The sequence below is a fragment of the Paenibacillus sp. FSL L8-0638 genome (genome assembly GCF_038593075.1).
Taxonomy (GTDB): Bacteria; Bacillota; Bacilli; order Paenibacillales; family Paenibacillaceae; genus Paenibacillus; species Paenibacillus polymyxa_D.
Map to the genome: position 1 here is coordinate 537,604 of NZ_CP151960.1, position 24,213 is coordinate 561,816.

Consider the following 24,213-nt stretch of genomic DNA (forward strand, 5'->3'; position numbering starts at 1 on the left):
AAATAAAGATTGCGGATAGCCGCGGTACGGAAAGGCGGGGATTGCATGATACAGGCGGTTATTTTTAATCTCGAAAGTACATTGTTAGACCCCGGAGGACGAGGCTTAACCCAGGGAATGCGTGATATTTTCAGATGGAAAGGTATACAGGTAACTGAAGAACAGGTATCTCATGGGCGAGGAATGCCGATCCGGGATCATATTGCGAATGTGCTGGGACTTTCAGAGGTTCGGAAAAAATGGCTGGAGTGCTTTGGTGCGCATCCTGGCAGAGTGGATATTGAGCATATTTATCTTGAGCTTGTCCCTGTTCTCCGCTCCTTGATCCAAGGGGCTGAGCCTGCTATCGGTATAGACAGGGCGCTGCAGGAGTTGCAGGATCGTCGCATTCAGTCAGGTGCCACTGCATCCTGTCCAATGGAGATGCTCAGTCACGTATTTACGCCTGCACAGTCACCCTATACGCTGGATTGTATGGTTGCCCCTTGTGAAGTTTCGCAGGGGAGACCTTATCCGTGGATGATCTATGAAATTGCACATCGCTTGCAGGTATTTCCGCTGAGCGATATTGTGAAAGTAGGAGATACAGCAGCCGATATGCAAGAAGGACGGAACGCCGGTGTATGGACGATTGGTGTCTTGAACCATAACGAAAGCGTGATGACCGTAGCTCAAACGACCAGCCATGAAGCGGAAGACAGAGTGGCTGAGGAACGGCGCAGACAGAGTGTATATGGTTTGAAAAGAGCAGGAGCCCACATCGTGATGAACTCGGTCGCTGACTTGCCGCGTATTTTGCGTGAAATCGAAATGCTCCAGCATACGGGAGGCTATCCTTCTTATACAAAACAGGTGAAAACAGCGGCGCTACCTCCATCATAAGAACGGGTATGATTCTGGGTTGCTTGAATACACACTTCTAGGTTATATGTATGCACCTACTCGGATAAAGGTGAACTCTGCTCGGCTTTCAAAACATAATAATGGAGCATTCGCTACGTTAGCGAATGCTCCATTTTAGTTTACTTCTTTTTGTTTAGTTGAATCGAATCCAACATCATATTTACTATTCAGCGTTTTTTACCCGGAACTGGTCGGCATGACGCTGCAGATTGTTTGATAGTGTGGTGAGATTGCGGGCTACTTCGGATAGTTCTTTTACCGCTAGGGCCTGTTTCTGAGCGCTTGCTGATACATCTTCTGTCATTCCGGCAGTCTGCTGTGCCGCGCTGGCTGTGTGATTTAAATGTTGATCTACGCTGTGACGTACCTCTTGCATCTCTGCCGTCAACTGAGCCAGATGTGCAGCTAACTCCTCAACTTCCCGTGAAACCTGGGTGACTTTGTCAACAGACTGTAGACATGCTGAAATTTGGGTTTCTTGTTCATTGACGGTCTTTATGTTTTCATCAAATTGATCACCCATTTGCTCAATTTGCTCAACAAAGCTGCTTAAGATTTCGTCGATTTCACGAATCGATATGGCGGATTGTTGGGCAAGTTGCCCCATTTCATGAGCGACCACAGAAAAACCCTTGCCAGCTTCGCCTGCACGTGAGGCTTCAATAGATGCATTGAAGGACAAAATCTGCGTCTGCTTTACGATGCCCTGTACCTGTTGACCGATGTTAGCTGCCTCACGGGATTTTTCGGTTAACGCGTGGGACATGCGTTGCATCTGCTTGATACGCAGGGCGCTTTCGCGTCCTTTTTCTAATAACAGTTCATGCTCACTGGCTACCTGATTGCGAACCTCATTGAGATGATGGGCTGTATCCGTGAATTGCTGCACATGGCTTCCGACTTCATCCAGCGTTTGTCCTAATCGGTCAGATTGTTGAACCGATTCCACCGCTTGTTCTGCTTGGTTAATAGAGACATCGGCAATTTGCTGGAGTGTACGGGACAGTTCCTCAGTCTGATGGAGTGTCCCCTCCGTTGTCACGACGATATTCTTCGATGCAAGCTGGAGTGTACTTGAACTGCTTTGAATATCCACAATCATATTCGACATGGCTTCCACCATTTTGTTCGTCAATCCGCTGATTTCGCCTAACTGATCATATGTTACTTGCGACGATGTAACCGTAAGGTTGCCGTCGGCTACTTGCTCCAGTGTATTTTTAATAAATCTCACCTGACGTAGTATCCGCCGGGTTACCAGCATCATAGCCGCAATGGAGATGATCAGAATGATGGAGATAACAGGGATCACTAATCGGTAGGCCTCGGGCAAGGTATGTTCGTATACTTCAGTCACAGAGGACAGGGATCTATCGATTCCCAAATAACCAATGATGGTTCCATCAGTATCCTTAATGGGAGTAAAGGAGGAAAACATCGTCCCCCACTCAGGGTCCGTTGTAATATCTGTAGTCACTGTTTCCCCTTGTTTCAATTTCTCTTCCGTTTCTTTAAGGGTAAAACTTACAGGAGTTCCGAATGGACTGTAGTCTTTGTCTTCCCATGCGGCTCCATCTACTGTAATTTTCCACTCATTGCCCACACGGTTGTACATATAGATGTACAGGATTCCAGTTTGCAGCCTGAGTGTATTTAACTCGTTACGAAGCTGCTTATACTCGCTGCTTTGCTCCGATGAATCCGTATTTAAGCTCTTGACTGCGGATTTGTCCAATAACTGGGCCGTGTTCTTTGCCAGCGTTTCATTGTTTAGCTGCATGGTTGATAGAGAAGCATTCTGGATAGATTGATTGGTCGTCCACAGAACAATGACGCCAATCACTATTAAAGGAATGAGCAAGATGAAGTAGAGTTTGGATTGTAATCCCATTCTTTTTTTAACGCTTCTTTTCATAATATGCTCCTTACTATGTTTTTTTACCTTCATATATATCGTGTACAAATAGGAAAATATGAATAGTTATTCAGATGTTTCATGATTTTTTTTGCGTATTTGCGTAAATTCTCATGAAAAAAGCCTTAGCCCGGTAAGTACCGAGCTAAGGCTGTATCTTATGACTTACAAATCGTCAAATCCGTTGTCATCTCCGACCTTGCCATAATTGCGTGATTTTGCTTCAAAGAAGTCCGTTTTTGTCGCATTCAGCGCTTCATCTGAGAATGGTTTAATCCAAGGCATACAGTTTACATCTACGCCTTCGTACGCTTTGTCCATACCAAGCAATCTCAGGCGCATATTTGCCATGTATTTGATGTAATCGCTCAGCTCGTTCAAGTCGATGCCGCGAACCTCTTTGAGCGTATAATGCGCCCAATTCGTTTCCAGCTCCACAGCGCGGTCAATCATACGATAGACATAGTCCGTATTTTCCTTGGTATTCAGCTCAGGGAAATCAGACAATAGCTGCTTAAACACTTCGGCAAAGAAGTAGCAATGCTGATTTTCATCACGCTGAATATACGAGATCATTTGGCTGGTTGCCATCATTTTCTGATCACGGGCCAAATTGTAGAAGAAAGCAAACGTACTGTAAAAGAAAATGCCTTCCAAAATCAAATCCGCTACCATCGCTTGGAAAAAGGTCTGTGGGTTCTGCTCATCGCGGAACTCCTGATAAATGTCCGAGATGAATGTGTTACGCTCCAGCAGGACAGGATCGTTTTTCCAGTATTCAAAAATTTCCTTCTGTTCCTGATCTGACACCAAAGAAGACAGAACGTAGGAGTAGGACTGGTTATGCACCACTTCCTGCTGCCCGATAATCGCTGAAATAGCTTCCAGTGACGAGTCGGTAAAATAGCGTTTTACATCCCCGACAAACATCGTTTGCATCGAATCCAGTACAGCCAGCAGGCCGATGTTAATTTTGAAGGTGCGCTGTTCTTCGGCATCCAGCACAGGGAACTGGGACGCATCCTTGGACATCGGAATTTCATCTGGAATCCAGTGGTTCAGCAGTAGCACTTTATACAATTTGTACATATGCGGCATCCGAATATCGTTCCAATTCAAAATACCGGAGCTTTCGCCTTCAATAATACGGGTAGAACGATTTGGCGCTTCCGTGTTAAAAATCTTCTGTAACTGCATGAGAGCTTCTCTCCTTTAGTTTAGGATGCGCAGCTATCACATTCTTCAATCGTCAGTGCGCGGCTGCGTACATAATAGGTCGATTTCATACCTGATTTCCAGGCATGGATGTGCAGCTCTAAAAATTCAGTTGCTTTAATATCAGGCCGTACATACAGGTTAAAGCTTTGGCCCTGGTCAATATGACGCTGACGTGCAGAAGCCATGTTGATCGAAGCGTGTTGATCCAGCAAGAAAGCCGTCTTGTAGTACCAGATAGTTTTTTCGTTCAAGTCCGGTGCAGGGTTAGCAATCTTGTAAGTTGTTTTCTCTTCATAGGAAAGCAGCTCATACAATGGATCAATGCTGGCGGTAGAGCCTGCAATAATAGACGTGGAACCGTTAGGCGCGATGGCGAACAGCCATGCGTTGCGGACACCGTTTTGTTGGACTTCTTCTGCAAGCTCACTCCACTCGGAGGTAGTGACAAATTTGCCTTCGCGTGTACCGTCTGTATAGCCACGGGAAGTGAAATAGTGCCCGGTAGACCAGTCAGAGCCCTCGAATTTGGCATAACGGCCTTTTTCTTTCGCTAGCTCCATGCTGGATTTGACGGCCAGGTAGTTAATCTTTTCATACAAATGATCGTTATAGGTTACCGCTTCATCGGATTCCCAACGGATACCTTCCAGTGCGAGTAGATGATGCAGTCCGAATGTACCCAGACCGACAGCGCGATATTGGCTGTTCGTATATTGTGCTTGCAGTACTTCAATGTTGTTGATATCAATAACATTATCCAGCATACGTACCTGAATCGGCACGAGGCGATCTAGCACACCTGCCGGAACCGCACGAGCCAGATGGATGGAGTTCAGGTTGCACACCACAAAGTCGCCAGGAATTTTGGAAATAACGATGCGTGTTTGTCCGTCCTTGGTGACCAATTCTTCTTTTTCCACTACAGTTGCAGATTGGTTTTGCATAATTTCCGTACACAGGTTGGAGGAATACACCATACCATGGGCGCGGTTCGGGTTGGCCCGGTTTACCGTATCACGGTAGAACATGTAAGGCGTACCTGTTTCCAGTTGCGACTTCATCAGGCGCTTCATAATGTCGATGGCAGGCACTGTAATACGAGAGAGAATGGGATGCTGTGACGCCTCCTCATACTTTTCGCGGAAGGTACCTGAACCGAAGGTTTCATCATAAAAATCTTCCAGCCCCAGTGGACGACCGTTGTCATCTTTCCAGCCCATCACTTTCTTCACTTCATGCGGACAGAACAGATTCCATTCGCCCCGTGCTTCGACCCGCTCCATGAACAGATCGGGCAGACATACGCCATGGAACACGTCATGTGCACGCATCCGCTCGTCACCGTTGTTCAGCTTCAGGTCAAGGAATGCGAGGATATCCTTATGGAATACGTCCAGATATACGGCAATTGCACCTTTGCGAGTACCCAATTGGTCTACGCTAACAGCTGTATTGTTTAACTGGCGAATCCACGGAATGACGCCGGAACTTGTATTTTTATGTCCACGGATATCGGAGCCACGCGCCCGTACTTTACCGAGGTACACGCCGATACCGCCGCCCATTTTGCTAAGACGGGCTACATCCGTATTGGAGTCGAAAATACCTTCCAACGAGTCGTCTACGGTGTCGATAAAGCAGCTGGAGAGCTGTCCGGCCACCTTTTTTCCGGCATTGGACATAGTTGGTGTAGCTGCTGTCATGTACATGTTGCTCATCGCCCAGTACGCTTCTTTGACCAGCTCCATCCGCTTGTCGGCAGGCTCTTGGTGCATCAGGTACATCGCGATGATCATGTAGCGTTCTTGAGGCAGTTCCATTACGCGTCCGTCAAAATCGTTGGCCAAATAGCGCTCAGACAGTGTTAACAGCCCGATATAATCGAACAACAGGTCATTTTTCGGCAAAATGGAATCGCCCAACTCATCAATCTGCTCCTTGGTATAGTAGTCGAGCAGTTCTTGACGGTAAATTCCTTTTTGGACCAAATCAGTGATCAGTGGATAAAAAGCGCCGTAAGGCTCGTCCGCATAGGATTTGTAACGGCGGTGAGTAGCCGCTTTTTTATACAAGGAAGTGAGCAAAGCACGTGCAGCGGCAAATTTCCAGTCCGGTTCTTCCTTACTAACCAATTCAAGGGCAGCCATTGCAAACGCGTTGCTAATGTCATCCCCCGTGACTTCGTCCCGGCGCAGCTTGCTAGTTACACCGCGAATGAGTCGATCCTTATCCAGCTTGTCCAGTCCGCTGAGTACACGGTCGGCATATACGGAGATGCGTATTTCGTCAAAAGCCAACTGGCGATTGTTTGGTTTGGTTACGAGTTGTGGCATAGGATTAATTCCTCGCTTTCCTGATTTGGAATCATACTTGGGAATAGGCATGAAAATGATCATGATGAGAAGATAATGGCGAAAAAAGCGATGGTCAGACAGCATTTGGGGGCTGTATGTAATCCAATAACATAGAAATAGCGATGTACCTGCCAATGAAGGGGGAAAAGATGGTTCCCGTACGATTTATCGGCTACATCACTATATTTAGACGTGTTATGAATATTTAACCCAACATATTGTGTGTAAAAACTTAAAATTTCAAATAAGTGCAAGGAGTATTATAGCAACATTCGAAGCCATACGTAAAGGAAAAGGAATGGAAAATCAAAATATACAGAGAAGTCGCGGGCTGTATTTGAATTGAGACAGTTTGAACGGTACAATAAATGATAAAGATGTTTCCTACAGAAACAAGCAGCATACATATGAACTTTTTTTGTGAAATAAGGCTGCTCGCTCTATCGGACTGAAATTTTAGATTTTTAAAGAAGCGATGATTTTAATTTTAGGGAGGAACCTGGCGATGGCTATTGCAGAAGTGACAGTGATCCCGATTGGAACGGGGAGTACAAGCCTGAGCGACTACGTTGCCCAGATGCAAAAAGTGTTGAAGACGCAAAAAGGAATTACCTATGAGCTTACCTCCATGAGTACGATTATTGAAGGTTCGTTGGACGATGTATTCACCGCCATTGCTGCGCTGCACGAAGCACCATTCCTGTCAGGAGCGAAGCGTGTTTCCACCTCGGTCAAAATTGATGATCGCCGTGACAAGCCTTCCTCCAGTCACCAAAAGCTCCGCTCTGTAGCAGAGAAACTATCTGGCACCGTGACAGGAAATGTTACCGAACTAAATCCAAATCCTAGTTGAAAAAGTTGATGTAAGTGATTGATTTTTATGTAACTAAGAGTATAATAGTTTTTGTTGTCAGTTACACTGACCTGCTGGTGTAGCTCAGGGGTAGAGCAACGCACTCGTAATGCGTAGGCCGGGGGTTCAATTCCCTTCACCAGCATAGCTATAAACTCAAGCACAGCGCGACTTCCAAGCTTTTTGGAGACCGCGCTTTTTTGTGATTCTGGACAATCTTCTACACTGAGGTCTTTTTTGTAGGATTATTATGCTATATATAATTAATTTTTTGTTTCGTTTCATGCTAAAGATCGAATTTTTACATTAGTTGCATGGTATATTGACAGGTGGTTAATTTTGGTGAAAAATGAAGTATGATTTTAAAAATTATGGAAAGTTTATGCGAAGGGTGGCTATGGCATGAAGCATACACCTACGATACGAGCAGAATTAGACAGATACTTAAAACAAGAGAGCATGAGTCTAACGCAATTCGGGCATATAGCAGGCATGAACAGGGGGATAGTAAGTAGCATAGTGTCAGGAAATAAATCTATGTCTGTTAACCAGATAGATCGCATTACAGAGGCTATGGGTTTACCAGAAGGCTATTTTTATGATCTATTTATAGAAAACTACATCATCGACACTCCACCGAATATGAGGCGAATCGAGCCGTTTTTGTATCGCTGTGCGGAGTTGGACAAGCTGGATGCGATCCGTCGAGTGGTGGGAACCATTATGGACAACCTACTCTATTCGCCTAAACTATTTGAAATTGCAGAAGAATTGTTGACACAGGGACGACATGCGGCTGCATTGCTGCTCTATGAAGGGGTAGCTGAAGCGGAGAAATATCAACACTCTGAACGCTTGGCAGTCTGTCAATATCGTATATTCACGATTCAGATTGGAGACGACCAAAGCCGCAACCACAAGGCAGCTATACTATTTGAGCCTTATGTCGAGCGCCTAGATGATTTAGAACAACTTGATGCGTTAAAGGATTTGGCTAATGTGTACAGGTCTTTGCGTAAATGGGACAAGGTTGATGAAATAGCGAGGGTGATGAGAGCTAAAGCTAAAATCCAATACAATTGGAAACATCAACAGAAGAACCAAGAACGCAATGAGGCTGTTAAGAAACTAGGTCGTCCGATGTTTGTGTACATCACGTATGCCGACTTACTATGTGCGAGTGTCTGTGATGCCCGAGGCGATTACCAACAAGCTCTACAATATACATACGCCTATGCGGACTTGGATTGGGTTAGAGAGACTGATGATGATACCCTCTATTGGATAGAAATGTATCAAGATTGGGCACGATGCAATATTTATGTAAATAAGCTCTTGTCTGGAGATGTCAGCGTGCTCTCAGATTATGTTGAATACATAGCCGAAACAGCAGATACCATGGAAGGTGAGAAACTTTCAAAGCTGTTAAACGTTATGATAGCTGCTAATCAATATAATTTGGATGTTGATGATGTACTTTCAAGGTTTAAAAAAGACATTGATGCCTTTACTCAACTCCCGACATCTACTGATATGTACAGCCAACAAGTAGTACCCGACTACATTGCATGGTTTGGTTACGAAATGGCCTACTATTATTTAAACAGAGAAAGGTACAGTGATGGTTTTAAACAATTGTTATTTGCAATGGTAAAGTCACATATAATAAATAATGAGACTTACTTTATAAATTGTATTGGCCTGTTTATGCGTTTCCAAGTCTATGCGATTCCTGAAATCAAAACAGAGTTCTCCAATCTAATTGAAAAGGTGTGGATAGGTAATGTTGAGAAAAATAGGACTGTTAATTGTTGCGAGTAGCTTTTTAGTTTTCATGACTGTACCTGGTATCCAGATCCTTGTGCAAGTTGGAGGTTCCTAAACGTCAGTACAGCAATCCCCGCTAACCTTAACCTGGTGGGCGGGGATTTTTTTGTTGAAGGAATTACCACTTCGTTCATCGAATGAATGACCGAGGTGATCAGCATGAAACATACATATAAGGTGTTAAAGTCGGATATCGAATTATTTGCTGCTGCATTAAGCCAGGTAAAAGTATATGTTGTACAGCCGTTGGGAGAGAATTTGATAGATATTGTGGATTATGGCGGTACAGTGGAGAAGATTATACCGGAATGGCTAGATACATACCTAATCGGTAATCGAACTATGTTCTTGTCCATTTTCGGCAATCGGGACAAGAACTTGTACCGATAAAATAAAAAAGCCGCTAAACAGCGACTTTCAATGGGACCATGTTCCCGGCAACGTGTCATCACGGTTTGAAAATTCATTTTTCACAAATGCTCGCTCAACATTTAATCATTGCCAATAGTTCAGACCGAGCAACCGCATCGTCTTTATACACACCACGGAATGATGAAGTTTTCGTTACAGTTCCACGTTTTCTAATGCCCCTTCCACACATACAGTAATGCTCAGCTTCGATGTATACGGCTACTCCTAGTGGTTTAAGAACTTTATCCAAGGTATCTGCAATTTGTGTTGTCATTCTCTCTTGTAATTGAAATCTGTGTGCATAGGCATCTACCACTCTGGCTAGCTTGGATAATCCCGTGATGATATTCCCTTGTGGTAGATAGGCAATATGCGCCTTTCCATAAAACGGAGCAAAGTGATGCTCACAAAGAGAATGAAAAGAGATATCTTTCACAAGAACTAATTCATCATAAGATACATCGAAAGACTTCTCCAGAAGGGCTTCAGGATTTTCATTATATCTTTCGGTATATTCCATAAACGCTTTAACAACACGACAAGGAGTCTCTTTCAATTCATCTCTACCTGGATTATCACCACATAACCGAATGAGGTCAGTGATGCCAGCCAACGCACTATTAACTTGCTTGACTTCAATGTCGCTAAAACTATGCCCCAGACCAATTGATTTTTTCAGTTCAAGCAAAGATTCCGAATCAAGATTCATCTGAGTTTTCTCCCTCACTATATCTAGAAAATTCACTCGAAAAATCCCCTGTAAGTGCCATGTGTTTTTTACATCATAGTCTTCTTAAAGGGGATAATTTATATTTTATTTATTAGTCTACATAGAAAGTTAACCTGTATTAAATCAGCGATTATTTCTGAAAATACTTCGCTCCATTATTAGCGATAATTTCTTTGTACCAATGAAAACTTTTCTTTCTGATTCTACGAAGCGTGCCAGAACCATCATTGTTTTTGTCCACATAGATGTATCCATACCGTTTTTTCATTTCGCCGGTACCGTTACTCACAAGGTCAATCGGTCCCCAACTTGTATAACCAATAATATTAACTCCGTCTTTTATTGCTTCAGCAATCTCTGCAAAGTGAAGGTCCAAATACTCAATGCGGTAATCATCTTCAATGGTATCGTTGTCCAAAAGAGTATCTTGGGCACCAAGTCCGTTTTCAACGATAAACAATGGTTTGTTGTACCTTTCATGTAACTGGTTGCAGGTAATACGCATGCCCTTTGGATCAATTGTCCATCCCCACTCGGAGGTTTCCAAGTAAGGATTAATTACGGAACCAAACACATTTCCATCCGTACAATTCTTCAAAATTTCAGGATCAGCACTGGTACAACGGCTCGAATAATAGCTGAAACCGATGTAATCCACAGTATATGTCTTCAGAATCTCCAAATCTTCAGGCTCAAGCTGTAGCTGAATTCCATTCTCAATGAAAAAGCGTTTGGCATAACCTGGATACTCGCCTTTGGACTGTACATCAATCAAGAAGTATGAATCATGCTCCATTTTCATTACTTCCCAGTAATCTTCCGGATTGCTACTGTATGGATATACATTTCCAGCCGCCAACATACATCCCATCATGGCATTAGGAATGATTTCATGACAAGCCTTGACTGCCAGTGCACTTGCTACAAGTTCATGATGCGCTGCTTGATACAGAACTTGTTGTTTGTCCTCGCCTTCTTCAAAAATAATGCCCGCTCCTGTATAAGGAAGATGCAATAACATATTAATTTCATTGAATGTCATCCAGTATTTCACTTTATTTTTATAGCGTTCAAACAGTGTTTTGGAGTATTTTTCAAATAGTTCAATCATGATTCGGTTTTTCCAGCCGCCATACGTTTTCGCCAAGTTCACGGGTAAATCAAAATGACAAATCGTAACGACAGGCTCAATATTGTACTTCAGAAGTTCATCAAACACGTCATCATAAAATTGCAATCCTGCTTCATTCGGAGTTACATCGTCACCATTTGGAAAGATACGGGCCCAGGAGATCGACATTCGAAATGATTTGAAACCCATTTCAGCAAAAAGCGCGATATCCTCTTTATAACGATGATAAAAATCGATAGCTTCATGCGAAGGATAAAACTCGCCATCCTCGGGTACAAATGAATTTAAGTTGCCAGTCGAAACCTGATTACGTTTGGGCCCCGTCGGCATCAAATCAATGGTCGTCAGTCCCTTACCATCAGCCAGATAAGCTCCCTCAATTTGATTCGCAGCTGTAGCTCCACCCCACAGAAAATTATCCGGGAATTTAGTGATTTCATTAAACATTTCCACGTACCTCCCTATTTTTTATACATATACTTTGATTAAATGTTCTTTTTCATTAACCATGTCATTTTTGATCCCTACAATGTCGCGATACGTAGACGTATTCGTGACTATAATGGGGGTTACCGTTTCATAGCCGGCATCCAGGATCGCCTGCAAGTCGAACTCTACAATGATATCACCGACCTGAACACGATCACCATCCTTAACAAATGCATTGAAATGCTGACCTTTCAACTGAACCGTATCTTGTCCGATATGAATGAGTATTTCTACCCCGTCATCACTAATGAGACCAATGGCATGTTTAGTACGGTAAATCGTTTGTACAATGCCGTTCACTGGGGATACGACCCGTCCGTTCGTGGGGCGGATGGCTATCCCTTTACCCATATGCTCTCCTGCAAAAGTCTCGTCTTTAATATCTTGGAGTCTAACAACAGTACCGGTCATCGGACTAACAATTTCAAATGGTTGGTCATTCAATTGACTTGTGTTGGGAATCGGTTCTTGTTTGTCACCCATATTTGTTGACATTGTTTCTGTTGGATCTTTAAAACCAATAAAATAGGTCAAGACAAACCCAAAAATAAAGGCAGCTGCAGTTGCGATAAGTGACATGTAAAAACTGAAATCAATGCCGGCTGCCTTATTTACGAAATTGGGATAGCCAAACACACCGAGGCCCCCAAGAATATAGAATTTTGACCCGGCATATCCCAATAGGCCTCCACCGATCCCTCCGGCAATACAACTCATAATGAATGGTCTTTTTAAAGGCAGGGTCAGGCCATATATAGCAGGCTCCGTGACGCCAAAAATCCCTGAAATGAATGCCGGTACACTCAAAGCTTTTGTTTTTTGATTTTTGGTTTTGATCAGAACCGCTAGAACCGCACCGATTTGCGCAAATGAAGCTCCAAAAGAAAGCGCCATAATCGGATCTGATCCTAGTGTGCCAATATTCAGCAACGCAATGGGAATAATCCCCCAATGAAGTCCAAAAAGAACCAAGACTTGCCACATTGAGCCTATGATTAATCCCGTTAAAATGGGGCTAAATCCGTAAATTTCGGTAGCGCCCGCGCCAATTAAATTCCCTGCCCATGTAGAGATCGGACCTATAACCAAAAAAGTGGCTGGGACGATAATAAGCATCGTAAAAAAGGGAACCAAGAAAGTTCTTACCACTTGTGGAATAACTCTTTTTAGATACTTTTCTAATTTTGAGGCAGAGAATGAAGCCAGAATTATAGGTATGACAGAGGAGGAATAACTCATCAAAATTACAGGAATACCCAAAAACGTGATATGAATTGGAGATTCAAAAATGGTTCCTCCAAACAAAACGTATTGTAGATTTCCTTCACTTAAACCCGACAACGTCGGATATACGAGAGATGCTCCTATAGCCATTCCAATAAAGGAAGACCCACCGAATTTTTTCATTGCAGTGTACCCTAGAAATACGGGGAAAAAGTAAAACAGACAGTCGCCAGTTGCTTTTAGCAATTGATACGTCCCAGATGTTTCAGTAATCCAACCGAAAGACAAGAACAGTTCATTGAATCCTTTAATCATTCCTGTTGCAGCCAATAGGCCAAGTAATGGCTGAAAAACACCTGAAATCATATCAATAAAACGATTGAAGATGTTTCCTTTGGATGTTTTTTCGTCATTTGAATTTAATGTCTCTTCATCATCTGAAGACCATTTTCCAATTTTAGTTATGGCTTTATGCACATCTGGAACTTCGTTCCCAATAACAACTTGGTATTGCCCCCCACTTTGCATAACCGTAATGACCCCAGACAAACTTTTTAATTCTTCCGTTTTGGCCAATCCTTCGTCCTTCAATTGAAAGCGCAATCGTGTTACACAATGAACAACGCTGGTAACGTTTTCAACACCGCCAACTCCAGACAAAATCTCCTTGGCCAACTGGTCATAATTCATGAATGCTCTTCCTCTCTGGCTGTGACTTTGCATCAAAAAAAACTGAATAGCTGTCCGGTGCATAGATCTTAGACAACATCACCATGCTGGAAGTTTAGCGATCCAGATATTGCCCTTCGACGGTTACATCCTGTAAGGCTGTGTTAGCAATTTTCTATTTGTCACAGGCCTCAAATTTTGTGAAAGTTAGCTGAAGGTACGTCTTTTCTGGCCAGAAATGGTATTGCCTGATTGAACAGTCACAATCCAGTTGATGTACAAGCTCCCTTTGCGGACAATAATAAAACAATCTTTTTTGAAAATGCAAGGTTTTTTTCTCTGGAATTTAACTTGTAGAGAGAAATTCACATGAACATTCTTACATTTCATATATGTAGTAATTTTGGCCCAAATAATTAAAAAATAATTTGGACTTGATTGCTATTTAATCACATTACTTTGTATTTAACTGTTACTGTCGCTTTGACCTACTTTAGATTTCATCCTGATTCTCTCCGAATCAGATTATTGACAAGAACAAACCTTTGCTTTTATACTGATACCGAAAGAACGAAATACTAAAACCCGATGGATGTGGATTTTTCTAGAGAGTCATCTCTATTTTCGCCACACGAATGCCTTTACGCATTTGTGTGGCTTTTTTGTATTCAAAAAAGGAGGATTGTTTATGAAGTTGTGGCATTATGCAGTTATTGTTTTCTTGGGAGGTTGTTGTTACGGCATACTTTCCACATTTGTTAAACTGGCATATAGCGCTGGTTTTTCAACACCAGAGGTAACTGGTGCGCAGTATTTCTTTGGTGCAGTTTTGAGTTGGATATTTGTAATTTTTGTAAAAAATAAAAACCTTACGTACAAGCAGGTTACAAAACTCCTTCTATCCGGAATTCCATTTGGACTGACAGGCATGTTTTATTATCAATCGCTACAGACCATAAATGCTTCTCTAGCTATCGTCCTTTTATTTCAGTTTGTTTGGATTGGGACACTATACGAATGGATTCTCCAGAAGAAAAAACCAACCAGAAGTAAACTTATCTCGATTGGAATACTGCTCATCGGTTCGGTTTTGGCGGCAAACATTTTTTCTGAGGGTGATCTCTCGCTCTCGTGGCAAGGAACGATATGGGGGCTATTGGCTGCTTCAACATTTGCTTTATTTGTTTTTCTTAGTGGTGCTGTTGCGAAAGAAACTTCGCCCATACTGAAAAGCGCCCTTCTTTCAACCGGAGCTGTTATTACTGTTTTTGTAGTATTTCCGCCAACCTTCTTATTTAACCCCGATGTGCTGGCAGGATTGAGTCCTTTTGGATTAGTCCTCGGAGTGTTCGGAGTAGTGTTGCCTCCGCTTTTGTACTCCATAGGTATGCCACATATTGGTTCAGGAATGGGTACAATTATGACTGCATCTGAATTACCCATGGCCGTTATTATGTCTTCTCTTGTATTAGGAGAATTTGTCGGCTGGTCTCAGTGGATTGGCGTTATCATTATTTTATGCGGCATCGCATATAGCAACATACGACAAAGAACATCCAGCCCGGAATCTTCAATGAAGGAACATACTGCACTTTAATCTAAACGATACACGAGGATAAAGGGGCATGCTATCTTATCCTTATACAATATCAAAAAACTCATCATATTAGGAGGTTAGATAATCATGATTTCAGAACAAGACTCGAAGCTTTTGCAACGCTGTGTGGAACTTGCACGAATTGCGCTGGAGCATGGAGATGAACCTTTTGGTTCTCTACTTGTGGACCAACAAGGGAACGTACTGGAAGAAGATTATAATCATATTTCTGGGGGGGATCATACTCAACATCCGGAATTTGCTTTGGCACGATGGGCTGCTAACCATATGACACCAGAGGAACGAGCAAAAGCAACGGTATACACATCTGGCGAACATTGCCCAATGTGTGCAGCTGCTCATGCATGGGTTGGATTGGGCCGCATCGTATATGCGAGTTCTTCTGCTCAACTGGTTCAATGGATGGAGGAATTGAACGTTGTGCCAACGCCGATCTACAATTTATCCATTCAGGAAATCATTCGCGATGCGAAAGTGGATGGCCCTGTACCTGAGTTAGCTAACCAAATTAAAGCACTGCATGTGGAGATGCATCAACGAACTAAATGAGCATGCTATTATAATAGTAGAAAAACATTCTAAGTTAGTTCCAATAACATGTCAATAAATAGCAGTTAATTCCATATATAATAAAAACGAACATTGAATTGTTTTTTTGTTGGATAAGTTCAAATCCTTACTTAGAATAAGAGCTTTTTTACATAATAAAAAGATGCTTTAAGAGTAGGTATAAATGGCGCGATTATATTTAGATCATTTAGAAAAGGAACATTGTTCTTTTCCTTTTCAGCAGGCCGCTGTGATATGTTAGATCTGGTGATAAAGACGTGGAGGCGCACAGAGAACATAAAAGTTATTAGCTTGTTCTAGAGTAAGATACCTAACTCTATGGGGGCGGGAAATTCTATACTACGGGATATTGTCATCTGGAGGGCCGGGATCAAAATCTAAAGATCATCATGCTCGTAGGAGACGAGAAGGAGACTTAAGAGAGCATTAAGGCATCAGTCTCGTCTTATTGCCTCAATTACTTTCTTCTACCAAATCTTCTACCGAAATACGGATATCTAGACTACCAGTAGGAACCTTATTCTTGATAGTGCAGGCTATAGGAGTCTTGTAAAACCCACCAAAACTCTATTTCGACGCACTCGTAATGCGTAGGCCGGGGGTTCAATTCCCTTCACCAGCATAGCTATCAACTCAAGCACAGCGCGGCTTCCAAGCTTTTTGGAGGTCGCGCTTTTTTGTTGGAGTGAGCATTTTTCTACCATTTTTCTAACCTTTAATCTAGTAAAGTGGGTTTTTCAGTGCTAATACTCTCATCTGTAATTGAATCGCCAATGTTTTTTAACACCGCCTCTTGGAGGTTGGGAAGAACATGTGAATAGGTATCCAGAGTTACATTGATTGATAGACGAATGTCCAAGTTGCTCTTGAACGTTCTTCGGATGAATACCCGCTTTGAGAAGTAAGGTTGGTTATTTTTACACTTTCAGGATTATGCGGTTCCAGAAATTAAATCAGCATTTTTAAATCTTATTGTTAATGTGCCGGATAAGCTTTTAACCACCATCATAGCATTCACCCTCAAGTTACCATTGGAGGATTTTAAAGCACAAGCTCTGCTAACCTTATGGTTGGCAGAGCTTGTTCGTTACCGGAACTCCGTATTTGTTTTCGCAGCCCCTATCGTTAGATACGCTTAATTTATTTCATTATATCGTTCGACTGCCTTGCTTAGCTTATAATTGAAATTCTCAGGTGTGCCATCCGTAGTGTTCAGGAACTGGCCGTTCAGGTCAGAATCAGATACAGGTTTCTTCTTATTGATGCGTTCAATAATTTTCGAAGCAGCCGCTTTTGCCTCAGTGGCTGAATCAACATAGTTTCTGATACTGAAGCTGTTAATCCCTTCTTTTTGAACTCGATTCTTGTCTTTTGAGATTGTCATGAGCGCACTTAGATCTGCGGTCATAATGTCGTATTTGGCTTTAAACTTCGTCATATCAAGCTGCAGCACATTGTTGGCGGTGATACCCTGCTCATCCATTTCAATGGCCGTAGCCTCGGCATCTATCATGAACTTCAAGGCATTATACCTGATCTGCTGGTCTGAATCCTTGAGTTTTTGCAGTTCAGCCAGACGCTGCTCGTTACCCAATTTTTGCATAGCCGTGAAGTATTGTTTGGAGACAGTCTCGTAAGCGAGATTGGCACTTACCAGCTTGGTATGCAGCTGTTTTCCTTTTGCGAAGTCATCATCCACGTAGCCTTTTGTATCATAGTAGGCTTTCATTTCGTCCAGGACGGACAACAGATCATTGATGACCGGTGTCAGTTTGATCACTACGGGGTCTGCGTTCGCAAAAGCAGGTTGGCTTGCGGTATAGCCGTTCGCTTTATCAATAACTTCCCGCTCAGTTTCAGCAACGTCAAGCATGATGAAGCTGAAGTTCTTCTCGATTACAGGCTGTGTATCAACTCCGAACTTCTCGAAATAATGAACCAGAACCTCATTGATTCTGCCTGTCATCAAGTTATTCAGCCTCACATACGCATTGTATTTTTCGATTTCTTTGCTCTCGCCGGACGTAACGCCTGTAGTCGCTTGATCCACGGTGGATGTAATGGCAGAACAAGCGGACAACATTGCACCCAACATGATAATGGAAATAAAGAATAATGATAGCTTTCTCAAAATAGTGATTCCTCCGACTGAGTAATTTAACGTGCTTTTCTTTTGTAACATGTCTGAATAGAGAACAACTGATCTCTTCATGGTCGATTAAGTTCCCATTCGCCGCATATTAATGTTGATTGTGAACAATCTATTCAATTTTAAATTTATTTGGTGAATAGGTCTTGAGACTTGAGTAGCATAATTTTATAAATTTCTTTGTTGTTGACGATTGCTCTGCCAACTTCCTAAATGCTTATATTCCTCTGGTCTCAGTTAAAGAGACTGACGACGATACTCAACACTGGATTAGCTTGTTCAAAAGTTGGGCAGAAGGTAATACTTACGTATATAAACTGTTGTCAGGAGATATAAGTGTGCTTCAAGATTATGTTGAATATATTGCAGCAACATCCGCCACTAACGAGAATGAGAAAATCTCAAAACTGTTGAATGTTATAATTTCAGCAAACCAATATAGTATAGATGTAGAAGGTATACTTCAGCAATTTGAAGCCGAAATAAATGCTTTTGCACAACAGCAACTATCATCAGATGATATGTATACCCAACAAGTGATAACGGATTATATCGCGTGGTTTGGTTACGAGTTATCTTATTATTATTTACATCGAGGTTCTTACATTGATGGTTTTAAACATTTGATGTATTCATTAGTAAGTTATCATACACTAAATAATGAGACTTGTTTTATAAACTGTTTGGGTTTGTTTTTACATTTTCGGGATTATGCGGCTCCTGAAACCAAAGCAGCATTTTTAAATTTTATGGAAAAGGTGTGGATGACCAATGTTGAAAAAAATGGTACTGCTGATCATCGCGGCTAGCTTTTTGTTTATTGTTACTGTGCCGGATCAAGCCCTTAACCAACACAATAGTATTCAGCCTTACGTTACCATCGGAGGTGCTTAAACGTAAGCAAAGCAAATCCCCGCAAACCTTAACTGGTCGGCGGGGATTTTTGTTGAACAATCTAAGGAACAGTGTGTTGAGGAATCGTACTGGAAATTTAGGCTTTAACTGGTTCAGGTCTTTTTAATTGAAGAGGGGGGGGTATTAGCCAACCCTTTTCTTTATTCATTTTTAAAATACGAACTCCCAAAGCAGTCTTAGTTAGATGATATTTCGCAAATAAAGCCCCGATGTCTTCTCTAATGGATTGACCCATAGCTTGGCTGCAAGATGTCAATCCTACAGTGGTATCTAATGCGATTTTAGCTGCGATTTCGGGATCAGTAAACCTTGCACCAACCGGGATATCCTCAAGTTTCACAGGGGGTCTTTCAGGCAAAATAGGAGCTGGGGCAATCCCATTATCAGTAAGCATTGCGTCGCATTCTTGGATTTCCAGTTTAGCTTGATCAATAAGATCATCCAATATTTTTTTGAGTTCTTTGTCTCCTGCGTGGTTTAAACATGCTTGGTAAAATGAAACGCTGCCTTTCGCTAACGCTGAAAACTGCCACACACTATAAACTTCTCCGTAATGCATGGGCTCGTCTTTTGGATTCCCGCTTAGGATACCCATTATAAAAACCACTCCTTTTTTAATTTTAATGATGTACAAATTTATGATTCCCAGTAGTGAAGATTTAATGTGTGTATAAGAAATAAGTTCAATTGGCATGCTAAATACATTAAAAAATTGATTGCAAACACAAATTTAAAGGAGTGGTTTAGGTATGTTGAAAAAAATGAAGATAATGGCTGTTGTTGCATTAATGATTTCAAGCTTTGGAGCGGCAGTAGCATTTGCTGAAAACAGTCAAAACAATATGGACACAAACGACAATGGTAGAACACAAATGCTAACTACTACTAATAATAATGATAACGATAATAATAATAATTGGGGGTGGCTTGGCCTGTTGGGACTAATTGGCTTGGCAGGTTTAAAACGTCGCGAGCCTGAAAACCACAGTAAAAGATAATCGTAAACAACAACTCAAAAACAACTAAACAATCCCCGCTAACCATACTTGGTCAGCGGGGATTGTTTACTTTTAGATTCAACACACCGATCACCGAATAGCTATTAAGATTAACTAATCTTATTTTTCCGTGATCAATGTGAATTTAGAGTAAATGAAAGGACTCTGCTAATATATTGCCATAAGAGTCTTTATTTGATTACTCACTTACTTAAAACGTCAGGGTATCTTTTCTGTTTTATGGAGTAGTGGGTAATGCAGTTTCCTTCTCTTCGTTATTTTTAACTTTTCTTGTTATTTTCTTAGTTCTCCGTCTAAGAATGACGAAAATATAAACTATAGCAATCAAAAGTGACTTTATATAGAAAATGTCATCTAATTGTTGATAATAGAAAGACAAAACCAAAATAAAAGTAAAGACAGAGACCATAATCCTTACCGCCAGATGATGAATAAACTTTATAAATTTACTATGTTCATTACTTTTTTGAAGATCAATTATTAAGTATAGTACAAAAACAGGTATGGCAATCGAAGCTCCTTTTAATATATCCTCTATTGATTGTGATCTAACTGTAATAAATATTAGATACGACAAAGCAAGCGTGCCAAAATTAATAAAGGAAGTGACGACATTTTTTAAATTTAAGAATCCTAATAACCATCGTACCAGTACTTTGAAAGGATATAATATAAGAATTAGTGCAAACAAGCCCATGAATACTTCTATCATATATTCCATTCTAACTCTCCTTATGTTATTTAGAACTTAATTCTATACACTTACTATTTTCATTTATTAAATGTCCTCATATATCCACATCGGTTGTGGTATTTGCTTTTTATCTGCCATACATATTATCGGTATTTCCTGTTATTTTCTTTGATTATTTGTTCCATTGAAACAATTTTCTAACTAATGTGATAATGCATATCTTGAGAGTTTTTAGCAGCAATTAGAATTCTTAAGAGTGGAACCAAGTCAAAGATCATCATTCTGCTAGAGACAAAGATAATATTTTAGAGACCATTAAGGCATCTGTCTCGTCTTGTTACCTCTTGATCGTGACATGGCTCCCACAATGATGGAAAACTGTAGATAATCAATAATCCTCTGTATAAAATTTCGGATATTTCAACCATAATAAGACAGCCTGTTTTATTCCAAACGTACAGAGGAGTAGATAAAATTGAAAAACAAATGGCTGTTGGCATTGCCGTTAACCTTGTTGCTCGTTTTTAGCATGACTCCGTTAGTAGTCGCGCAAGCGAAGGTAGGGGAGGAGAAGGATCTGCTTGCCTAAGTTCCAAAATGGTGCAACTGAAAGGCGATATGCAGAAGGTATGGATCGACCATACGATATGGACGAGGAACTATATTGTCAGCGCCATATCTAATCTTCAAGATCAGAAGGACGTATTGGACCGGCTTTTACGGAATCAGCAGGATATAGGCAATCTGATCAAGCCTTATTATGGGGAAGCCGCTGGTAATAAGCTGGCTGATCTCCTGAGGGAGCATATTCTGATCGCAGGCAAAATTGTAGCGGCTGCCAAAACGGGCAATCAGGCGGATGTGAAAAAGCTGGAGGCGGATTGGCATACAAACGCCGACGATATCGCCAAATTTTTAAGTGATGCGAATCCGAACTGGCAGTTTAAAACGTTACAAGATATGCTGTATACGCCCCTTCAGTTGATTACGGAATTAGTCCTTGACTATATCAAAGGAGATTGGAGAGCGGAGATTGCAGCAACCGACAAAAACGAGATCCATATGAATCATTTAGCGGACATTCTGACAGAAGGCATTGTCAAACAGTTTCCTGAAAAATTTCAAGTGAGCGCTATAGACGCTGCAAAGCAGATTAGCTTTCTATAAATACCCCAAAGGGTGGCTATGGAAAGCTTTTTTTACCGAGAAGCCGCCTCAAAATATATTTCAATACATATACTTGGAGCATGAACATTCGAAGAAATAGTTTTCGAGAAAAATAGGGAAGTTGGCTTTTATGCAAAATAATATTTTCTAATTTTAAAATGTAGAATGGAGGGAACTTCTTGTGCCACGAGCTTCAGTTATACTGCCAGTTTATAACACTGTGTCCTTTGTTTGGGAAGCAATCCACAGTATATTAGCTCAAACCTATTCCGATTTTGAATTGATTATTATTGATGATGGCTCAACAGATGGATCCGCTTTTGTTATTTCACAGATAACAGATCCTAGAGTGGTTAAAATATTCCATAGTACCAATCAAGGTTTGGTTGCTACTTTAAATGAGGGATTCAATAGGGCAACTGGTGAATATATCGTTCGTATGGATAGCGATGATATTTCTACGCCAGATCGATTGGATGTGCAAATATCATTCATGGATCAAAATCCCTTAATTGATGTATGTGGTGCTGCTTTTACTACTTCTAGTGGAGGGGCACTTAAGGTGAATCCGGCTAGTCATGAAGAAATTAGAACATGGTTGTTATTTCATTGCTGTATCTGCCATCCTGCTACAATAATACGCAATAGCATGATACATCGGCTAAACATTCAATATGATAGTAGTTATCCTCATGCCGAAGACTACGAACTGTGGAACCGATTAGCCTCTCAGGTACAAATAGCAAACCTCCCTATAAGCTTATTGTATTATCGTCAACATAAAGGACAAGTGTCCATTCAGCACAGAGCCATACAAGACGACACCGCTCGGAGAATTCGACAAAGACAGTTTAGCCAGTTGGGCTTGGAATTATCAGATGAAGAGAACCAGATGATGCTGAATATTCTTGAGTTTAAAATTAATCCCTATGATTATAATTGCTACACTAAAGCTGTGGGATTTGCAAATTGGGTGTTGGATCAAAACCGTAAGTATCAGATTTACAATCAGGAACTATTAAGCATGGCTTTCTCGCGGTGTATATCTCATCTTCCATATTAACAAAGATATCAGCACGCGATCGGAAAGTATCCTAATATTCCGCTGGCATGCGTAAATGGAGTGCTTTTTATGTTTACCTGAATGCCCGGTCATAAAACATATTTACACATATATTAAGATGAAGACAAATAAAGGAGGGCTAAAGCTATGAGCGGATGTGCAGGTGCAGCTGTTTGCGGTGTGTGGACTTCTACAGCGGCTATTTTGGTGCTCTATATCCTCTTGGTTATCATCCTTAAATCATGTTGGGTTTAATTTTGCGAAAAGAATTGTATGATAATGACCCATCAATCAAGTTGAACGACCTTCTTTCATTCTGTCCGAAATTAGATTAGATAAAAAGCTCTGCTAACCTTATGGGTCGGCAGAGCTTTTTGCATTTGAACAATTTCCTAATCACTTTATTTAGCCGGATAGAGTCCCTCTCGTTGTGTATTTAGTTGAATACTCGCTTAAGGGCTTACTTGATTAAAATTTATTGATTTTCTTTCGTGAGAAAAGAAGCTGCTAACAGTGTAGTATTCGTATAGCCACCTGAAACATTTTCATATGAAAAATTAGCGATAGGAACTCCAATAACTGTAGCAACGTCTCCTTCAAAAATTTCCCCACTTGCTCCCGGATAAACTGCCATTACTGTATTATCATTTTCATCACTAATATAAACGATAGCCGTTGTTCCTATAGGAATGTTATCTTCTTCTATATCTATTACATCGCCGCTTATTTTTACAAATTTGTTTAAGTATAAGTTCAAATTTTTATTTAAGTGTTTTGTTGTTACGGATTTGTCTACTAGATTAATGACTTTGCTTTTATCTGTGGAAGGAAATAAGTCACTGTTTTTAGCAATGAAGTCATAAGACGTTTGTTCCATAGAAGCTTGATCTTCTGTTAACATGGGGGTTCCATCTTTCATGAATTCAGCAAATAAATATTGTTTATCTGTGACCTGATTTGTAGAAGCTTGCTGAGCAGTATTTTCATTGCTTGCTGTTTGTTCAGTAGCAAAGGATGTACTTGAAGACCCAGACCTTGTCGTTGCTTCTTTGAAATTGCTTCCACAAGCTGTTAGAGCTACAGAAAGTAGAGCAATGAATAGAGCTTTTTTTAACATGACGAATTCTCCTGTGAGTATCCTCATCGGTTGAGGTAGTTGCTCATTTTATCTTGTTACCTTTATTATCGAATATTAATGTTGAATAAATAAGCAAAGCACAGCTTCCAGGCTTTTTGGAAGCCGTGCTTTTTTTGTTTAAAAAACGATTTGCAAACTTTTAGTCTAGAAAAAAT

19 protein-coding genes, 2 tRNA genes and 3 pseudogenes are annotated in these 24,213 nt (G+C 41.1%); 13 read left to right on the forward strand and 11 right to left on the reverse strand.

Annotated features, from left to right (window positions below; all coding sequences use genetic code 11):
• Positions 1-45 precede the first annotated feature (45 nt).
• Positions 46-882 carry an HAD hydrolase-like protein gene (locus MKY35_RS02370; protein ID WP_342445474.1) on the forward strand — a complete coding sequence of 279 codons (837 nt, stop codon included), beginning with the start codon at positions 46-48 and terminating at the stop codon, positions 880-882.
• Between the two features lie 184 nt (positions 883-1,066).
• On the opposite strand, the gene MKY35_RS02375 is transcribed toward MKY35_RS02370, so the two are convergent.
• The 3 genes from MKY35_RS02375 to MKY35_RS02385 form a co-directional block, all read right to left on the reverse strand.
• Positions 1,067-2,818 (reverse strand): methyl-accepting chemotaxis protein, encoded by a 1,752-nt coding sequence (locus MKY35_RS02375; protein WP_342445475.1) that lies wholly within the window; start codon positions 2,816-2,818, stop codon positions 1,067-1,069.
• Between the two features lie 165 nt (positions 2,819-2,983).
• Positions 2,984-4,015 carry a ribonucleotide-diphosphate reductase subunit beta gene (locus tag MKY35_RS02380; protein ID WP_029517885.1) on the reverse strand — a complete coding sequence of 344 codons (1,032 nt, stop codon included), beginning with the start codon at positions 4,013-4,015 and terminating at the stop codon, positions 2,984-2,986.
• Positions 4,016-4,035: 20 nt separating this feature from the next.
• Complete coding sequence (locus MKY35_RS02385; protein WP_029517884.1) at positions 4,036-6,369, reverse strand: ribonucleoside-diphosphate reductase subunit alpha; 2,334 nt, start codon at positions 6,367-6,369, stop codon at positions 4,036-4,038.
• A gap of 526 nt (positions 6,370-6,895) precedes the next feature.
• On the opposite strand from MKY35_RS02385, the gene MKY35_RS02390 reads away from it, so the two are divergent.
• From MKY35_RS02390 to MKY35_RS02405, 4 genes are all read left to right on the forward strand, one after another.
• On the forward strand, positions 6,896-7,243 hold the full coding sequence (locus tag MKY35_RS02390; RefSeq protein WP_029517883.1) for an MTH1187 family thiamine-binding protein: 348 nt from the start codon (positions 6,896-6,898) through the stop codon (positions 7,241-7,243).
• A 73-nt stretch (positions 7,244-7,316) separates the two neighbouring features.
• Positions 7,317-7,388, forward strand: a tRNA-Thr gene (locus MKY35_RS02395).
• A 257-nt stretch (positions 7,389-7,645) separates the two neighbouring features.
• Entirely contained in the window at positions 7,646-9,064 is a 1,419-nt protein-coding gene (locus MKY35_RS02400; protein ID WP_342445476.1) for a transcriptional regulator, read from the forward strand.
• Positions 9,065-9,229: 165 nt separating this feature from the next.
• Positions 9,230-9,460: a hypothetical protein gene (locus tag MKY35_RS02405; RefSeq protein ID WP_342445477.1), complete on the forward strand. Its 231-nt coding sequence runs from the start codon at positions 9,230-9,232 to the stop codon at positions 9,458-9,460.
• Positions 9,461-9,554: 94 nt separating this feature from the next.
• Here the strand turns inward: MKY35_RS02405 and folE are convergent, their stop codons facing one another.
• From folE to MKY35_RS02420, 3 genes are all read right to left on the reverse strand, one after another.
• A complete protein-coding gene (gene folE, locus MKY35_RS02410; protein WP_342445478.1) occupies positions 9,555-10,190 on the reverse strand; it encodes a GTP cyclohydrolase I FolE in 636 nt (211 codons plus the stop codon).
• Between the two features lie 151 nt (positions 10,191-10,341).
• Positions 10,342-11,790 (reverse strand): 6-phospho-beta-glucosidase, encoded by a 1,449-nt coding sequence (locus MKY35_RS02415; protein ID WP_081112449.1) that lies wholly within the window; start codon positions 11,788-11,790, stop codon positions 10,342-10,344.
• Between the two features lie 21 nt (positions 11,791-11,811).
• Positions 11,812-13,746, reverse strand: a complete 1,935-nt coding sequence (locus tag MKY35_RS02420) for a beta-glucoside-specific PTS transporter subunit IIABC (RefSeq protein WP_069290948.1) — start codon at positions 13,744-13,746, stop codon at positions 11,812-11,814.
• A gap of 667 nt (positions 13,747-14,413) precedes the next feature.
• Between MKY35_RS02420 and MKY35_RS02425 the strand changes: the two genes are divergently transcribed.
• The 3 genes from MKY35_RS02425 (at position 14,414) to MKY35_RS02435 (ending at position 16,535) form a co-directional block, all read left to right on the forward strand.
• Positions 14,414-15,322: a DMT family transporter gene (locus MKY35_RS02425; protein ID WP_342445479.1), complete on the forward strand. Its 909-nt coding sequence runs from the start codon at positions 14,414-14,416 to the stop codon at positions 15,320-15,322.
• 87 nt (positions 15,323-15,409) lie between these two features.
• On the forward strand, positions 15,410-15,892 hold the full coding sequence (locus MKY35_RS02430) for a nucleoside deaminase (protein ID WP_254350809.1): 483 nt from the start codon (positions 15,410-15,412) through the stop codon (positions 15,890-15,892).
• Between the two features lie 556 nt (positions 15,893-16,448).
• Positions 16,449-16,535 (forward strand) — tRNA-Thr (locus MKY35_RS02435).
• A 93-nt stretch (positions 16,536-16,628) separates the two neighbouring features.
• Here the strand turns inward: MKY35_RS02435 and MKY35_RS02440 are convergent.
• Positions 16,629-16,821 (reverse strand): annotated as a pseudogene (locus tag MKY35_RS02440) (integrase); the annotation flags it as partial.
• Between the two features lie 227 nt (positions 16,822-17,048).
• Complete coding sequence (locus MKY35_RS02445) at positions 17,049-18,044, reverse strand: YiiG family protein (RefSeq protein ID WP_342445480.1); 996 nt, start codon at positions 18,042-18,044, stop codon at positions 17,049-17,051.
• A gap of 254 nt (positions 18,045-18,298) precedes the next feature.
• Between MKY35_RS02445 and MKY35_RS02450 the strand changes: the two are divergent.
• Positions 18,299-18,871, forward strand: a pseudogene (locus MKY35_RS02450) (transcriptional regulator); the annotation flags it as partial.
• Between the two features lie 182 nt (positions 18,872-19,053).
• Here the strand turns inward: MKY35_RS02450 and MKY35_RS02455 are convergent.
• A complete protein-coding gene (locus MKY35_RS02455) occupies positions 19,054-19,572 on the reverse strand; it encodes a DUF3231 family protein (RefSeq protein ID WP_069010789.1) in 519 nt (172 codons plus the stop codon).
• Positions 19,573-19,726: 154 nt separating this feature from the next.
• On the opposite strand from MKY35_RS02455, the gene MKY35_RS02460 reads away from it, so the two are divergent.
• Positions 19,727-19,975: a WGxxGxxG family protein gene (locus MKY35_RS02460; RefSeq protein WP_039270312.1), complete on the forward strand. Its 249-nt coding sequence runs from the start codon at positions 19,727-19,729 to the stop codon at positions 19,973-19,975.
• Between the two features lie 238 nt (positions 19,976-20,213).
• On the opposite strand, the gene MKY35_RS02465 is transcribed toward MKY35_RS02460, so the two are convergent.
• Entirely contained in the window at positions 20,214-20,717 is a 504-nt protein-coding gene (locus tag MKY35_RS02465; RefSeq protein WP_342445481.1) for a hypothetical protein, read from the reverse strand.
• Positions 20,718-21,165: 448 nt separating this feature from the next.
• Between MKY35_RS02465 and MKY35_RS02470 the strand changes: the two are divergent.
• The 3 genes and pseudogenes from MKY35_RS02470 (at position 21,166) to MKY35_RS02480 (ending at position 23,175) form a co-directional block, all read left to right on the forward strand.
• A pseudogene (locus MKY35_RS02470) lies at positions 21,166-21,857 on the forward strand (glycosyltransferase).
• 181 nt (positions 21,858-22,038) lie between these two features.
• Positions 22,039-22,920 (forward strand): glycosyltransferase, encoded by an 882-nt coding sequence (locus MKY35_RS02475; RefSeq protein WP_342445482.1) that lies wholly within the window; start codon positions 22,039-22,041, stop codon positions 22,918-22,920.
• A 147-nt stretch (positions 22,921-23,067) separates the two neighbouring features.
• Complete coding sequence (locus MKY35_RS02480) at positions 23,068-23,175, forward strand: hypothetical protein (protein ID WP_023986758.1); 108 nt, start codon at positions 23,068-23,070, stop codon at positions 23,173-23,175.
• 220 nt (positions 23,176-23,395) lie between these two features.
• Here MKY35_RS02480 and MKY35_RS02485 read toward each other — a convergent pair whose 3' ends face one another.
• Complete coding sequence (locus tag MKY35_RS02485; RefSeq protein WP_341071590.1) at positions 23,396-24,037, reverse strand: hypothetical protein; 642 nt, start codon at positions 24,035-24,037, stop codon at positions 23,396-23,398.
• Positions 24,038-24,213 lie beyond the last annotated feature (176 nt).